General features: G+C 61.4%; 13 protein-coding genes. 7 read left to right on the top strand and 6 right to left on the bottom strand.

What is annotated here, in order from left to right:
- Positions 1–3: 3 nt before the first annotated feature.
- Positions 4–795, bottom strand: coding sequence for a 2-(1,2-epoxy-1,2-dihydrophenyl)acetyl-CoA isomerase PaaG (paaG, locus tag KW839_RS12920; protein WP_060539874.1), 792 nt, complete (start codon positions 793–795; stop codon positions 4–6).
- A 51-nt stretch (positions 796–846) separates the two neighbouring features.
- Positions 847–1,620 (bottom strand): 2,3-dehydroadipyl-CoA hydratase PaaF, encoded by a 774-nt coding sequence (paaF, locus tag KW839_RS12915; protein ID WP_218424547.1) that lies wholly within the window; start codon positions 1,618–1,620, stop codon positions 847–849.
- Between the two features lie 348 nt (positions 1,621–1,968).
- On the opposite strand from paaF, the gene paaY reads away from it, so the two are divergent.
- The 3 genes from paaY (at position 1,969) to feaR (ending at position 4,652) form a co-directional block, all read left to right on the top strand.
- Entirely contained in the window at positions 1,969–2,565 is a 597-nt protein-coding gene (paaY, locus tag KW839_RS12910; RefSeq protein WP_060539872.1) for a phenylacetic acid degradation protein PaaY, read from the top strand.
- 146 nt (positions 2,566–2,711) lie between these two features.
- Complete coding sequence (gene paaX, locus KW839_RS12905; protein WP_060539871.1) at positions 2,712–3,635, top strand: phenylacetic acid degradation operon negative regulatory protein PaaX; 924 nt, start codon at positions 2,712–2,714, stop codon at positions 3,633–3,635.
- A 102-nt stretch (positions 3,636–3,737) separates the two neighbouring features.
- Positions 3,738–4,652: a transcriptional regulator FeaR gene (gene feaR, locus KW839_RS12900; RefSeq protein ID WP_218424546.1), complete on the top strand. Its 915-nt coding sequence runs from the start codon at positions 3,738–3,740 to the stop codon at positions 4,650–4,652.
- Positions 4,653–4,860: 208 nt separating this feature from the next.
- Here feaR and tynA read toward each other — a convergent pair whose 3' ends face one another.
- Positions 4,861–7,140 carry a primary-amine oxidase gene (gene tynA / locus KW839_RS12895; protein ID WP_218424545.1) on the bottom strand — a complete coding sequence of 760 codons (2,280 nt, stop codon included), beginning with the start codon at positions 7,138–7,140 and terminating at the stop codon, positions 4,861–4,863.
- A gap of 232 nt (positions 7,141–7,372) precedes the next feature.
- On the opposite strand from tynA, the gene KW839_RS12890 reads away from it, so the two are divergent.
- The 3 genes from KW839_RS12890 to KW839_RS12880 all read left to right on the top strand — a co-directional run bounded on the left by KW839_RS12890 (position 7,373) and on the right by KW839_RS12880 (position 11,419).
- The gene (locus KW839_RS12890) at positions 7,373–7,873 is read left to right on the top strand and encodes a sigma-70 family RNA polymerase sigma factor (RefSeq protein ID WP_218424584.1); all 501 of its coding nucleotides are present in this window, start codon (positions 7,373–7,375) and stop codon (positions 7,871–7,873) included.
- Between the two features lie 40 nt (positions 7,874–7,913).
- The gene (locus tag KW839_RS12885; RefSeq protein ID WP_218424544.1) at positions 7,914–8,897 is read left to right on the top strand and encodes a FecR family protein; all 984 of its coding nucleotides are present in this window, start codon (positions 7,914–7,916) and stop codon (positions 8,895–8,897) included.
- A gap of 98 nt (positions 8,898–8,995) precedes the next feature.
- The gene (locus KW839_RS12880; RefSeq protein ID WP_218424543.1) at positions 8,996–11,419 is read left to right on the top strand and encodes a TonB-dependent receptor; all 2,424 of its coding nucleotides are present in this window, start codon (positions 8,996–8,998) and stop codon (positions 11,417–11,419) included.
- Positions 11,420–11,497: 78 nt separating this feature from the next.
- Here KW839_RS12880 and KW839_RS12875 read toward each other — a convergent pair whose 3' ends face one another.
- Positions 11,498–12,649: an MFS transporter gene (locus tag KW839_RS12875; RefSeq protein ID WP_060539868.1), complete on the bottom strand. Its 1,152-nt coding sequence runs from the start codon at positions 12,647–12,649 to the stop codon at positions 11,498–11,500.
- Between the two features lie 163 nt (positions 12,650–12,812).
- On the opposite strand from KW839_RS12875, the gene KW839_RS12870 reads away from it, so the two are divergent.
- Entirely contained in the window at positions 12,813–13,805 is a 993-nt protein-coding gene (locus tag KW839_RS12870; RefSeq protein ID WP_218424542.1) for a diaminopimelate epimerase, read from the top strand.
- A 255-nt stretch (positions 13,806–14,060) separates the two neighbouring features.
- Here KW839_RS12870 and codA read toward each other — a convergent pair whose 3' ends face one another.
- Both codA and queD read right to left on the bottom strand, forming a co-directional pair.
- Complete coding sequence (gene codA / locus KW839_RS12865) at positions 14,061–15,305, bottom strand: cytosine deaminase (protein ID WP_218424541.1); 1,245 nt, start codon at positions 15,303–15,305, stop codon at positions 14,061–14,063.
- Positions 15,306–15,424: 119 nt separating this feature from the next.
- Complete coding sequence (queD, locus tag KW839_RS12860) at positions 15,425–15,781, bottom strand: 6-carboxytetrahydropterin synthase QueD (RefSeq protein ID WP_047527439.1); 357 nt, start codon at positions 15,779–15,781, stop codon at positions 15,425–15,427.
- Positions 15,782–15,827: the final 46 nt, after the last annotated feature.

The raw sequence follows: 15,827 nt of genomic DNA, 5'->3' as shown, positions 1-15,827 counted from the left end.
GGCTTAGCGCCCCTTGAAGCTTGGGCTGCGTTTTTCCATGAAGGCGCCGACGCCTTCGCGATAATCCTCACTGCGCCCGGCCAGGCGTTGCAGATCGCGTTCCAGCTCCAGCTGTTCGTCGAAGCTGTTGCTCATGCTGGCGTTCAGGCTGCGTTTGATCAGTGCCAGGCCGTAGGTCGGCTGAGTGGCCAGGTGGCGCGCCAGCTTCAAGGCTTCGTCGCGCAGTTCGGCGTCTTCCACGCAGCGGTAGATCAGGCCCCATTGCTCGGCCTGCTCGGCGGTCAGGCGGTTACCCAACAGCGCCAGCGCCTTGGCCCGCGCCATGCCGACCAGGCGTGGCAGGGTCCAGGTGCCACCGGAATCAGGAATCAGGCCGATTTTGCAGAAGGCCTGAATGAAACTGGCCGAGCGCGCCGCCAGCACCAGGTCGCAGGCCAATGGGATGTTGGCCCCAGCCCCGGCCGCCACGCCATTGACCGCGCAGATCACCGGCAGCGGCAGGTCGCGCAACTGGCGGATCATCGGGTTGTAGAACTTCTCGATCGACTCACCCAGATCCGGCACGGCGCTGCCCGGTGCGACGTTGCGATCGCTCAGGTCTTGCCCGGCGCAGAAGCCTCGGCCTTCACCGGTCAGCAACAAGACGCGCACGTCCGGGTTCTGCCGCACCTGTTTCAGCGCCTCCTTCACTTCACCATGCATTTGCGTGTTGAAACTGTTGAGCTGGTCCGGGCGGTTGAGGCTGAGCAGGGCGACGCCGGCCTCGATGGAAAACAGGATGTGTTCGAAGTTCATGGTCTGGGCGCTCTCTTGGCGGTCATTCGAATTCGGTGGCTGATAACCGGTTTATTCGCCGGTGAAGTTCGGTCGGCGTTTTTCCTGGAACGCGCGGATGCCTTCGTCGCGGTCGCGGGTGCCCGCCAGCAAGGTGAAGGCGTGGCGCTCGAAACGCAGGCCGCTGGCGAGGTCGGTGTCCATGGCCTTGAGCAGCGCTTCCTTGGCCAGGCGCACTGCCAGCGGAGCCTTGGCGGCAATGCTGCGGGCGACCTGCACGGCACGTTCGACGGTCAATTCCGGTTGCGTCACTTCACTGACCAGGCCGGCGCGCTGGGCCTGGCGGGCGTCGATTGCGTCGCCGGTCAGGACCATTTGCATCGCCATGGACTTGCCGACAGCGCGTAGCAGGCGCTGTGTGCCCCCGGCGCCGGGCATGATCCCGAGGTTGATTTCCGGCTGGCCGAAGCGGGCGTCTTCACCGGCAATGATGATGTCGGCGTGCATGGCCAGTTCGCAGCCACCGCCGAGGGCGAAGCCGTTGACGGCGGCGATCAGTGGTTTGCTGAAGCGGGTGATGCTTTGCCACGAGGCCTGGCGCGGGTCGTTGAGGACACCGACCAGATTGCATTCGGCCATTTCCTTGAGGTCGGCACCGGCGGCGAACGCCTTGCGGCTGCCGGTGACGACCACGGCGCGGGTCGCGGGGTCAGCTTGCGCGGCGTTCAGTTCGTCGGCCAGCTCACCCAGCAACTCGGTGGTCAGGGCATTCAGGGCTTGCGGACGCTGCAGGGTAATCAGGCGAACGCCGGGCTCGATCAGCTCGACAGCAAGGGTTTGAGGCATGGCGGATGCCCTCGTGGTGCAGGCTCGGCGTGGCGCCGGCTCGTTATTGGATCGGCCGCAGGGGCCGGTTATGCCCAAGTATAGCTACAACGTGATACGCAAAAGCAATATCAAAATAGGTTTAACGTGTCTTAATGGTGGTTTATTTGATGCGAGGTGATTGTATTGAAATCCATTTAATTTCGATCTAATCCCCGTTTTTATTGGGTTTTATGAGGATTTGCCAGGCGTAATGCAGGTCGTCGGAAAGGGCTTTTCCAAGTGATACGGTTTTTTGTCTTTGTGATGTCAAAAGTGATGTGATACAAAACAAGTCATTATCCGCATCGCTTTGCGAAGGAAGCTCCCATGACTTGCTACAGCCTTGATGGCCTGACCCCGGTGGTTGACCCGAGCGCTTACGTGCATCCGTCGGCTGTATTGATCGGTGATGTGATCGTCGGTCCGCATTGTTATGTCGGCCCCCTGGCGAGCCTGCGTGGGGACTTCGGACGAATCGTGCTGGAGGAGGGCGCCAACCTGCAGGACACCTGCGTGATGCACGGCTTTCCCGATAGCGACACCGTGGTCGAACGCAATGGTCATATAGGGCATGGCGCAGTGCTGCACGGCTGCCGGATCGGTGCCGACGCACTGGTCGGCATGAATGCCGTGGTGATGGACAACGCACGGATCGGCCCGCGGTCATTCGTCTCGGCGGCGGCGTTCGTCAAAGCGGGATTCGAATGCCCGGAGCAGTCGCTGGTGATGGGCGCGCCGGCCATCGTCAAGCGCAGCCTCAGCGATCAGGAAGTGGCGTGGAAACTGGCGGGTACCCGGGAGTATCAGCAACTGGCCCAGCGTTGCCTGGAACAGATGCAGGTTTGCGAGCCGCTGACCGAGCCGGAGCCCGATCGCCCACGCATCAGCGATAGCGCCCTGCGACCCAAAGGTAATCGCGTGTGAATACAGTCCCAGTGGGAGAGGGCTTGCTCGCGAAAGCGCAGTGTCAGACGACAGATTTATAAACTGACTCACCGCCTTCGCGAGCAAGCCCGCTCCCACAAGAGGATTTTCGGTATATTCCTTTTCTTTTTCCGCTCGGTACGCCTATGTCGTCCCTGATACCCTTGAACAATCTGATCACCCGCTTCCAGGAACAGACGCCGATCCGCGCCAGTTCGCTGATTATCACCCTGTACGGGGACGCCATCGAGCCCCACGGCGGTACGGTATGGCTGGGCAGCCTGATCCAGTTGCTCGAACCTATCGGCATCAATGAACGGCTGATCCGCACCTCGATTTTCCGCCTGACCAAGGAAGGCTGGCTGACCGCCGAAAAAGTCGGCCGACGCAGTTACTACAGTCTGACCGGCACCGGCCGCCGACGTTTCGACAAGGCGTTCAAGCGGGTCTACAACACCTCCATGCCAGCCTGGGACGGCTCCTGGTGCCTGGTGATGCTGTCGCAGTTGACCCAGGAAAAGCGCAAGCAAGTGCGCGAAGAACTCGAATGGCAAGGTTTCGGTGCGATATCGCCGGGGGTGCTCGCCTGCCCGCGCATTGAGCGCACCGACGTCAATGCGACCCTGCTCGACCTGGGTGTCCAGGAAGACACCATCGTCTTCGAAACCACTGCCCAGGACGTGCTGGCTTCCAAGGCCCTGCGCCTGCAAGTGCGTGAAAGCTGGAACATCGAGGAACTGGCGACCCATTACAGCGAGTTCATCCAGTTGTTCCGGCCGCTGTGGCAAGCGCTGCGCGAGCAGGAGAACCTGCAGCCGGCCGATTGTTTCCTGGCGCGGATCCTGCTGATTCACGAGTACCGCAAGCTGCTGCTGCGTGACCCGCAATTGCCGGACGAGTTGTTACCCGGCGATTGGGAAGGTCGTGCCGCCCGCCAGTTGTGCCGCAATATTTACCGTTTGATTTATGCCAAGGCCGAGGAATGGCTCAACAGCGCCCTGGAAACAGCCGACGGCCCGTTACCGGAGGTCGGTGAAAGCTTCTATCGGCGGTTTGGCGGACTCAAATAGCACGTCATTGTTCAGGGAGTGGTGCGGTTCAGGAGACGCGGAGCATCCCGATGTCGTGTGGATTGACGTAGACAATAAAAACAAGCCTGCGTGAGGCCAGACATGATTTCAACTACTGCACAGCGCCATGACGGGTTCGATCAGTGGATCCATCAGATCAACCAGATCTGTGGCGCCTTCGACGCACAGCCCCTGGGCTGCGAATTCGCCGGGCGTATCCGCGAACACCAGAGCGACGCCCTGAAGCTCAGTTTCGTCGACGTGTGCCAGGCCCGGCTGTTCCGCACGCCCCGGGAAGTCGCGGTGGGCGAGGGCGGCAAGTACTTCGCGGTCTTCCAGCTCGATGGCACCGCGGGAATGGCCCAGGGCGACAGCAGGGTGTTGCTGGCGCCCGGCGACATCACGCTGATCGATGCGTCGCGGCCAAGCGACTTCACCTACAGCGAAAACTCCAGGCAGTTGTCGCTGATCCTGCCGTATCAACTGGTCGAGCAAACCCTGCGTTTCAACCAGGTCAAGTGCGGTCATCGCATCGCCGCGAGTTCGCCCATCGCCATGTTGTCGCACCGGTTGATTCTCGATGCCACCCGCCAGCAGAACCTGACCCGACAAGAAAGCGAAGCGACCCTGGAGGCGATTGTCAGCCTGCTGCGGCCGGCGATCTGCCAGGCCGACGATGGCGAGGATGCCCATGAGCGTATCTTTCGCAAGACCCTGAGCTGCATTGACGAAAACATTCGGTCCGAGGAATTGTGCCCGGAGTGGCTGGCGCGGGAAGTCGGCATGTCCACCCGTGGCCTGTACCGGATGTTCGCCAAGAAGGGCCTGGTGGTGGCGCGCTACATCAAGAACCGCCGCCTGGACCTGTGCGCCGAATCCCTGCGTTGCTCGGGCAAGGAACAGAAGTTGTCGGTGCTGGGTTATTCGTGGGGGTTTTCCGATTCGAGCTACTTTTCCACGGCATTCAAGTCGCGCTTCGGCATTGCGCCGGGGGAGTATCGCAAGCGGTATGCTTGAATCGTTTGAACACCGAATACCCCAATGATTGTCTCACCGGGACCTCGAATACCCCAATGACGGTCTCACCTGAACCCCGAACTCCCTGTAGGAGCGAGCATGCTCGCGATGGACTCAAGAGCACCGCGGGGAATCAGGCTCCCCGCGTTATCGTTAACGTCCATCGCGAGCATGCTCGCTCCTACAGTGGGATGGTGTTTGCCATTGGTTATTTCGGTGAATTGAGGTTCAACGTCGGCGTTTCATCGAAGAAGTTCCACGGTTTGAGCAGCACATGCACCCACTCGGTCGGCATGATGGGCCACTCTTCGGCGCGGGCAATGTGGGTGGTGCCGGTGGTCAGCCAGACCACGTCGTCGGTGTTCTCGATGGACTGGTTATCCCCGGTGAACTGCCCCAGGCCCGAGTCTTTATCCGAGCGGTTCGGGTACTTGCCCTCCGGGTACTTTTCTTCAGGGTTGTATTGCGTCACCCACAGTTGCTTGTCCATGAAACTCAGGCGGTGGTACAGCCATTCGTCGTTGCCGAAGTTGGCGCCCTTGGCCACCGGGTGCGTACCGCCGGCATACGGGATCAACTGGTAGGAAACCGGGTTGCCGACCTTGTTTTCCTTGCTGTAGTTGGTCAGCAGGCGCACGGTCGAAGGGTCGAATTTCTGCACCGCCTGTTGCTCGCTGCTGACCACGCGGGTTTCGGTCTGCATGGTACTGGTGCGCGGCCCGCCACGATCGTTCGGGGCAATCACCGGGTTCACCTCCACCAGTGAGTTGCTTTCACCATCCACGTCCAGGTCCAGGCGGAAGTTGTAGATGTGCTGGTGCGTGGTGCCGACGATATTGTGGTCCAGCAGAGTGCCGTAACGGGTGTCTTCCTCGGCGGTGGCGTCGTGCATGGTTTTGGACTTCACGCCCTTGACCGCCTCGATGCCGGTGGCGCCGGCGTCGATGCCGATGGTTCCGTTCTGCTGGAAGACCCAGTCGAAGATGTAGTCGTAGTTGCCGACCGTGCTGATCCAGCGCACCACCAGTTCCCGTCGCTCGGTGCTGAGGTTGGGCTGGCCCATTTCCTGGTGTTTGTATTCGGGGCCGGCATAGCGCTCGAACACCGCGATGGCGCGGGGAATCGCTGTCGGTGCGCCGGTGTAGTCGGCGATGGTGGCGTCCAGCAGCACGGCGTTTTCCGGGGCGTCCTTACCCCGGGCGATCGGCGAGGTCAGGGTGCCCATGCCGTAGTCGCCCGAGTCGAGGTAGGCCTTGAAGTACCAGCCAACATCCGGGTCGCCATAAGGCACGATCATGCCGCCCAGCGAGCCTTCGTACATGATCTTGCGTTTCTTGCCCTTGTCATCAAAGGTGACGGTGGACAGGATCGGACCGACCCGCGAGTCGAGCCGAACGTGCAAGTCCCAGTTCTGCCAGTGAATGCTGTTGCCGCTGATGGTGTAGTTCTTGCCCTCGGGCTCGATGATCTGCAGCGGCTTGACCTGCACAGCCTGGCGCCCGCGCCCGTCGTAGGGGGTCGGTTTCATCGGCACCGGGATGATCGCCTCGTCTTCGATCTTGATCAGTTTTCTCTGTTCCAGGTCGACCGTGGCTACCAGGCCTTCGATCGGATGCGCCCAATAGTTGCCGTCGTCGGTGTTGAGGTAACTGACGATTTTCAGCAGGCGCTTGTCCTGGGCCAGGCCATCCTTACCGTCGAAATAGCCAACCGTCAGCGGGGTGGCCACGACCTTTTTCACGTCGTTGATGCCGCGCTTGGCCAGGGCCTGGGCGTATTCCGGGCTGTTCTCCACGGCGGCCTGCACGGTGGCGAAGTCATCCAGCAGCACCATGCCGTGGGCGCCTTCGACCGGTTGCCATGAAGTCAGGGCCTTGCTGTCGAGATCGACCAGCGCTTCGATCACATGCTTGCCGTCCAGCACCACGATATTGGCCTGGCGCGACTGGGCGACGTTTTGCCCGGTAAAGACGAAGTTCCACACCTGATCCTTGGGCGGCGCCTTGACCGAGATTTCGGTGAAGCGAAAACCGGGCTGGTAGTGCTCCGATTTCTTGATGATGGCCACTGCGGCGTTGATCTCGTCCGCGCTCAAAGGGTTGAGCGGGTTCGGGCGGGTCTCGACGACAAAGGTCTTGTCCAGGCCGGACTGGAACACCTGGTTGATGAAGTCCTTGGACATGAACGCCGTATGCTCCTTGAACACCACCGGCACCGTCAGCTCCATGGGCTTGCCGTTGAGCATCGCCACCTTGCTGTTCGGCTTGACCTGCAGGTAGACCCCGTCCTTGGCAATGGTGAACAGATTGGCGTAGTCATCCCATTTGACCGTGGCGCCAAACGCTTCAAGGCCCGCTTGCAGTGGCACCATCTCGGCGTGGCCGCCGTGGGCCTGGGCAGTGTTCGCCCAGAATGGCAGGGCGAGGGTGATGGCCAGAGCGAGTCGGGTGAGCGGTTTTTGTTTTAAGGACGCTTTGGAGCTGAACATGGGTGAGTTCCTGGGAAAGCCGGTGACAGGCACGCCTGCACTTTGCTACAGCCCATTGAAGGCTGCATTGGGATTCCTGCCAGAATCCTTTGGCTGTGTGCCGTTATCGAGCTTTCCTGACGGAAGGCAGATTGGCAAGCGCACGGAGCACTTTTGCCATTGTGACGGAAGGCGTTGCTTCGGGTTAATAGGACGCATTACTATTCGCGCCCCGTCTCCACAGCACACCGCAATGACCCTCAAGTTGCCCCGCAGACACGGCTTTTTCGAGCATTACGAAGAGTTGGTTGGCACCTGGACCCGCCGCCTGAGAAACCGTCAGCAGGCCGAGGACCTGGCCCACGATACCTTTGTGCGCGTGCTCGAGGCGGATTCGGCGGCGGTGCAGCAACCTCGGGCCTATCTGCACCAGACCGCGCGCAACATTGCGGTGGATGGTTATCGGCGTGAGGACCGGCGGGGCGCCATGGAGTCCGAGGCGATTGATCTTGGTGTGTCGTCAAACGATGACCCGGAACATTTCATGCACGCGATCCAGCTGGCGGACTCCATCGAACGGGCGCTCGGCGAACTGCCGGTCAACTGCCGCAAGGTGTTCGTCTGGCAGAAAATCGAGGGCCTGACCCAGGCAGAAATCGCCGAACGCCTGGGACTGTCCAGGAACATGGTGGAAAAGTATATGATCCGCACCCTGCGGCATCTGCGCGATCGCCTGGACGGGTTGCAATCATGATGGCCCACGCCATCTCCTCCCCAGCCAAACAGGAACTTCCATGATGGATACTCGTGATTGTGCGTGCGGGCAAACAGTGGTTCGCGACGAAGCGGCGCAGTGGTTTGTGCGTTTGCGGGAGCCGGTCAGCGACGTTGAATTGCGCCGCCAGTTCCAGGCCTGGCTGGACGAACACCCCCAACATCGCCATGAATTCGAAGTGCTGCAAAGCCTGTGGAGCGCCGCCGACCTGGTGCCGGCTGCACGCTTGCGAGCCATGTGTGAAACGCCGCCGGCACGCCACCAACGTCGCCCGGTACTGCGCTACGCGGTGGCCGCCAGTGTGGTTGCGATGGCCCTCGGCCTTGGCTTGTTCAGCACCTTGAATCGCCCGGCTCCTTACACCGCAGAGTTTTCCACGGCCACGGGCGAACGCCGCCAGGTGGCGTTGCCGGACGGTTCGTTGGTCGACCTGGACAGCCGCAGCCGGATTCAGGTGCGCTTTGAAAAGGATCGTCGCGGTATCGAGTTGACCGAGGGCGAGGCCATGTTCAGCGTCGAGCACGACAGCAGCCGGCCATTCGTAGTCGAGACGGGGAGTGGCAAGGTCACGGTCACCGGCACCCGCTTCGATGTGCGTCGAGGCAGCAATGAAACCCGGGTCGTGGTGGAGCAGGGCAGCGTCAAGGTTCAGGGGCGTGCGGCCGCCGATAACGATTTCATCAGCCTGACAGCGGGCCTGGGTACTCAAGTCGACGCGAAGGGCAAGGTCGCACCTGCCTATGCCGTCAACCCGGCAGAGCTGACGGCCTGGCGCAACGGCAAACTGGTGTTCAACGACGCCAGCCTGGCCGACGTCGCCGAGCAGGTTTCGCGATATCGGGACAAGCCACTGAAAGTCGGTAGCCCGGCGGTGGGCAACCTGCGCCTGACCAGCGTGTTCAAATCCGACAACACCGACGCGCTGCTCAAGGCCTTGCCGAACATCCTGCCGGTGGCCATTCGTACCCTTGGCGACGGCAGCCAGGAAATAATTTCAAAATAAAATTCAGGTTTTTTTCGAGTTCATCGTCTTCCTGTTCAACTGCAACTGGTTTGCATTAACAAGCGCACACTCTTGCGATTCACAGGACTACGTTCGACGTGAAAAAATCCACCGCTAAAAACAACAAACTCCCATGGTTGCCACTGGCCCTCGCGCTGTCGGTCAACATCGCGCTGCCCCAGGCCCATGCGGGCGAGGCGATCCGCATCCCGGCGCAACCCCTGGGTCAGGCCCTGAGTCAATTGGGCCAGCAAACCTCGCTGCAGGTGTTCTTCAGCCCTGAACTGGTCGCTGGCAAACAGGCCCCGGCGGTGGATGGCAACCTTTCCCCGGAAGACGCGCTGCGCCAGTTGCTGCAAGGCAGCGGCCTGCAGTACCAGATCGATGACGGCTCGGTGACCTTGATGCCGGCTCCGACTGCGGCGATCAATGGTCCGTTGGAACTCGGTGCGACCGAAATCAAGGTGGTCGGTGACTGGCTCGGCGATGCCGATGCTGCGGTGGTGCAGAACCACCCAGGTGCGCGCACCGTGATTCGTCGCGAGGCCATGATCGAGCAAGGCGCGATGAACGTCGGCGATGTGTTGAAGCGCGTTCCGGGCGTGCAGGTGCAGGACGCCAACGGCACTGGCGGCAGCGATATTTCCCTCAACGTCGGCGTGCGCGGCCTGACTTCTCGCCTGTCGCCACGCTCCACGGTGTTGATCGATGGCGTGCCCGCCGCTTTCGCCCCTTATGGCCAACCTCAACTGTCCATGGCACCGATTTCCTCCGGCAACCTCGACAGCATCGACGTGGTACGCGGTGCTGGCTCGGTGCGCTATGGACCACAGAACGTCGGCGGCGTGATCAACTTCGTGACCCGGGCAATTCCGGAAAAAGCCTCCGCAGAAATCGGCAGTACGCTGGAAACCTCCCAGCACGGTGGCTGGAAGCACATCGACACGGCATTTGTCGGCGGCACCGCCGACAACGGCATGGGCGTGGCGCTGTTGTATTCCGGGGTGAACGGCAACGGTTACCGTGAGAGCAACAACGGCAATGACATCGACGACGTGATCCTCAAGACCCACTGGGCACCGACCGATGTCGACGATTTCAGCCTGAACTTCCATTACTACGACGCCAAGGCCGACATGCCCGGCGGGCTGAACCAGGCGCAGTACGACGCCGACCCGTTCCAGTCGGTGCGCGACCACGACAACTTCAGTGGCCGCCGCAAGGATGTGTCGTTCAAGTGGCTGCGGCAGATCGACGACCGCACCCAGGCGGAAGTGCTGACTTACTACACCGACAGTTTTCGTGGCAGCAATATCGCCTCCCGAGACCTCAAGACCCTCAACTCCTATCCGCGCACTTATTACACCTTCGGCATCGAACCACGGGTTTCCCACGTGTTTGATGTGGGGTCGACCACTCAGGAAGTCAGTGTCGGTTACCGCTACCTCAAAGAAGCGATGCACGAAGAGGCCAGCCGCGTCGCCCTGGCCAACAACGAGCCGGTGATACGTCCGGGCGCGGACGGGCATGTGTATCAGGACCGTACCGGTGGGACCGAAGCCAACTCGGTATATGTCGACAACAAAATCGATGTCGGCAAATGGACGGTCACGCCCGGCATTCGTTTCGAACACATCAGCACCGACTGGCACGACCGCCCGGTACTGGACAACGCGGGCAAGCCGGTACCGGAGAAAAAGCGCAGCATCGAAAGCAACGAGCCGCTGCCGGCCCTGAGCGTCATGTATCACATTTCCGAGGAGTGGAAGCTGTTCGCCAACTACGAAACCTCGTTCGGCAGCCTGCAGTATTTCCAGCTCGGCCAGGGCGGCACGGGTAACGACACAGCCAACGGCCTGGAGCCGGAAAAGGCCAAAACCTACGAATTCGGTACGCGCTACAACGATGACGTGTGGGGCGGTGAAGTGACGCTGTTCTACATCGACTTCGATAAAGAGTTGCAGTACATCAGCAACGATGCGGGCTGGACCAACCTGGGCGCGACCACCCACCAGGGCGTTGAGACCTCGGTGCACTACAACCTGGCGGCCCTCGATCCGCGCCTCGACGGCCTGACCGCCAACGCCGGGTTCACTTACACGCGCGCCGTGTATGAAGGTGATATTCCAGGCTTCAAGGGCCGTGACTTGCCGTTCTACTCGCGCCAGGTGGCAACCGCTGGCCTGCGCTATGACATCAATCGCTGGACCCACAACCTGGACATGTTTGCCCAATCCGAGCAGCGCTCGCCGGGTGTGGCGGTGAACGCCGATGGCAGCTTCAGCAATGACTACATCACCGAAGGCTCCGCCGATGGTCAATACGGCGATATCCCCGGTTACGTCACCTGGAACGTGCGCAGCGGTTACGACTTCGGTCCGCAGTTGTCGAACCTCAAGCTCGGCGCCGGGGTGAAAAACATCTTCGACAAGCAGTACTTCACCCGTTCCAGCGACAACAACTCGGGGATGTATGTGGGGGCGCCGCGTACGTTCTTTGTGCAGGCCAGCGTCGGGTTCTAAACGGCTGAAGATCAGAAGATCGCAGCCTTCGGCAGGGCATTGATCGTTCCCACGCGTGGGAACGATCACAAGCGCAATTCAGACCTTCAACCCCCGACCGCCAATCGCCACCGCCACCAGCAACACCGCCATCAAGGCAAAGGCAAAGCTCAGGCTGCTGGCGTGGGCGATGAAGCCGATCAGCGCGGGCCCCGCGAGAATCCCCGCATAGCCCAGCGTGGTAATGGCTGGCACGGCGATGCTTTGCGGCATGACGGTCTGCTTGCCCACCGCGGTGTACAGCACCGGTACGATGTTCGAGCAACCGGCGCCCAGTAACGTATAACCCACCAGCGCCGCCTCCCAGCTGGGTGCGAAGGTCGCCAGAAACAGCCCGGCGGCCGCAGTCAGCCCACCGAACACAATCACTCGCGTCGGGCCCAGGCGACGCACGATTGCGTCACCGGTCAAACGCCCCACGGTCATGGTCAAGGCAAACGCCGCATAACCCAGCCCCGCGTAAGCAGTGTCGATGCCGCGCTCTTGGGTCAGAAATACCGCGCTCCAGTCCAGCGCCGCGCCTTCAGCCAGGAACACGATAAAACACATGCCGCCGATGAACAGGACGATGCCGTGGGGAACGGCAAACGCCGGCCCCGAGCTTTCGCTGCCATAGGGCAACATATGCGGCACGGCCCTGGCCAGTGCGATCAACAGCAGCACGACCACCACCAGCATCGCGCCCAGCGGAGAAACGCCCAGGCCGAGCAGACCGCTGACCCCCGCCGCGCCGACAATCCCGCCGAGGCTGAACAGGCCATGGAAGCCCGACATCATGTTTTTGCCGCTGGCGCGCTCGACGATCACCGCTTGCAGGTTCACTGTCGAATCCACTGTGCCGAGACCGGCGCCGAACATGAACAGAGCCGCGATCAACGCGGGAATCGACGATACCGTCGCCAGCAGTGGCAGGGCCGCGCAGATCAGCAAGGTGCCGCCGCTGGCCACCCGCCGACAACCAAAGCGTGACGCCAGCATCCCCGCCACGGGCATCGCCATAATCGAACCTACGCCCAGGCTCAACAGCAACAAGCCCAGGGTGCCTTCATCCAGCCCGGCCCGGGCTTTGGCATACGGCACCAGCGGCGCCCAGGCAGCGATACCGACCCCGGCGATGAAGAAGGCGATGCGAGTGGACATTTGCTCCATGCGCCCGGGCACGAATGTGCGTTGGGAATTCAGGCTGGTCATTTCAATCCTTGGTAAAAAGCACGTTCCCAAAGGACAGGAAAATACCTATGGGGTTCGATCAGAGTCCGGACGCTTTGGCGGTCAATCAGGGTGACATCCTTGCACAGCCCCGGACAGTTTCGCGATATGTTGAGGCAATCCAATACAGCTGGGGGAGGGTGTCATGGCGCAGCGGTACGATGCACGGGGCAATATCTACATAGTGGTGGCACCCGAGGAGTTGCGGGAGCAGGGTATAGCGGTGCCCGAGCAGGCCAGCCGCGCGGCGCAAAGCCGTGAGGCCTGGGCGCAGGCGGCCATAGAAGCCTGTTGCGGCTGGGCTCCCGGCACACAACCGGTCGGCAGCAAGGAGCATCGCAGCGATGGTTTGCTGGTGGGCCCGTTTCAATCGTCATCGCCCTTTGATCTGTTGATCGTCAACACCGATGGCACCCTGGCCGAGCGCAGCGGCAACGGGCTGACGATTTTTTCCCAGGCCCTCAGTGATCAAGGGCAGTTGCCGCAGAGCGAAGCCAGTCTGCTTAGGGTTCACCACGATAAGGCTGATACGCCTTCGCCGGGGCAGACTTCAGTGAAGGCTGCGCAGGTCGAGGGCGTACAAGGTTTCTGGCTCGATCTGGGCCAGCCGGGATTCGGGCCGTCGGCGGTCAGTGCCCACGGGGTTGAAGTGGAAATGTTCAATGACCGCGAACTCAGCCACGTTAAACAATTGTCGGCACTCAATAGTGCATGGTCGCGCAGTCAGTTCGCGCGGGTCGGCAATCCGCATTGCGTGACGCTGGTGGACAGCGCCGATGCCTTGCCGAGCAATGAGCAAATGCGCGAGCCAGCGCTGGGCGAAGAGCTGACGCGCATTGCCTATGCCATGCCGACCGGCGCGGGCAAACCCTGCCCGGCGGGGATCAACCTGCAATGGGCGATGCTGGAGTCTGAAGGGCACATTACCGCGCGTGTGTTCGAGCGCGGCGAGGGGCCCACGGCGTCCTCGGGCACCAGCGCCAGCGCGGTGGCGTGTGCGGCGTGGCGGGTCGGTTGGGTCAGTGCCGGTGAGGTCAAAGTGACGATGCCGGGCGGTACGGCGCCGATCTTGCTGGAGCAAGAGCAGGGGGAATTGAGTCGGGTCAGCCTGTTTGGCACGGCGCGCAAGAGCGATTGACAGTTGGATCGCAATCGCGAGCAGGCTCGCCAACAGGTTTTATGAACGACATAAAGCCACTGTGGGAGCGGGCTTGGTCTTTGGTGAATGCGAGGCCTGTGGCCGCCACAGATCCCTTGTAGGAGCGAGCATGCTCGCGAAAAATCCGGGAACGCCGGGGAGTGTCAGGCTTCCCGCGTCAGCGTTGGCGCCCATCGCGAGCATGCTCGCTCCTACAGGTTGCCCGTGATGAGGTCGGATCAGCCAACACTCAACTCAGCTCAGCCCACTGAACTCCACCACCGGCATCGTGCGCTTCATCAGCACCTTGCCATCGCGGATCGAATACAACGGCAACCCCTGACTGCGAATCACCTCATAATCACTGTCCGCCGACAGAATCAACAGATTCGCCGGCCGCCCCCGTTCCAGCCCATAACGCTCGCCCAGGGCCATGGCCCTGGCGCTGTTGTCAGTGACCAGGTCCAGCGCACTTTGCAGGTTGCGAAAACCGAGCATGTGGCAAATGTGCAGGCCAGCTTCGAGCACCCGCAGGATGTTGCCATTGCCCAGCGGATACCATGGGTCGACGATCGAGTCCTGGCCGAAGCACACGTTCATGCCGGCTTCGAGCAACTCGTTGACCCGGGTCACGCCCCGGCGTTTCGGGAAGTTATCGAAGCGTCCCTGCAGGTGGATGCTCTCGGTGGGGCAGGAGACAAAACTGATCCCCGAATGCCCGAGCAGGCGAAACAGCTTGGCGCAGTAGGCATTGTCGTAGGAGCCCATGGCGGTGGTGTGGCTGGCCGTGACCCGAGAACCCATGTCGCGGCTGCGGGCTTCCTCGGCCAGCACTTCGAGGAACCGTGAGTGCGGGTCGTCGGTTTCGTCACAGTGCACATCCACCAGGCAACCGCTGCGTTCGGCCAGGTCCATGAGGAACTTCACCGAACTGACGCCCTGATCGCGGGTGTACTCGAAATGCGGAATGCCGCCGATCACGTCCGCGCCCATGCGAATGGCTTCTTCCATGAGCTCGCGACCATTACGGTAAGACTCGATGCCTTCCTGGGGGAACGCGACGATTTGCATGTCGACCAGATGCCGGCTTTCCTCACGCACTTCGAGCATGGCCTTGAGTGCGGTCAGCTGCGGGTCGGTGACGTCAACGTGGGTGCGCACATGCTGGATGCCGTGGGCGGCCAGGCTCTGGATGGTTTTTTTCGCCCGGGTCTTGGTGTCTTCCAGGGTGATGGTCGCCTTGCGCTCGCCCCAGCACTCGATGCCTTCGAACAGCGTGCCGCTCATGTTCCAGCGCGGCTCGCCCGCGGTCAGGGTCGCATCGAGGTGGATGTGCGGCTCGACAAAGGGCGGCACCACCAGATTGCCGCCGGCATCCAGATCGTCCGGGCCCAGGGTCGGGGCTTCAGTCTGGCGGGCGATGCTGCTGATCAGGCCGTCTTTCAGGTGCAACTCATGCAGACCTTCCTGGTTGCGCAGACGGGCGTTGATGATGTGCATGAGCAGAGTCCTTATAGAGATTCCTGGAGAGGATATCCCTACGTTAGCTCGCTGGTGACAATCCCCGCCAGTGGCATTGATCACCGTAGCGCACTGTGGGAGCCAATAGGGGAGTTGGACTACTCGCCGCGATAGATGCAGCCGCTGGTGCAGGTCTCGTGGATGCGGATTGCACTGAGTTCCGGCAGCAAAGGCTTGAGTTCAGCCCAGATGAATTTTGCCAGCACTTCGCTGGTCGGATTCTCAAGGCCAGGAATGTCATTGAGGTAGTTGTGGTCCAGGCGCTCATAGAGCGGCTTGAAGATCGCCTTGATCTCGGAAAAGTCGCGAATCCAGCCGGTGTGCGGATCGATGTCGCCGCTCAGGTGGATCGCCACTTTGAACGAGTGACCGTGCAGGCGCCCGCACTTGTGGCCGTCCGGTACGTGGGGCAGGCGGTGGGCGGATTCGAAGGTAAACTCTTTGAAGATTTCCACGGTTGGTTTCAGCTCTGTTCAGGTGGCGATCGCCGCAGCGATGTGG

The sequence above is a fragment of the Pseudomonas sp. PDM31 genome, assembly GCF_019218965.1.
Classification (GTDB): domain Bacteria; phylum Pseudomonadota; class Gammaproteobacteria; order Pseudomonadales; family Pseudomonadaceae; genus Aquipseudomonas.
The sequence above is the reverse complement of the archived record's forward strand: the minus strand, read 5'-3'. Positions and strand labels throughout refer to the sequence as shown.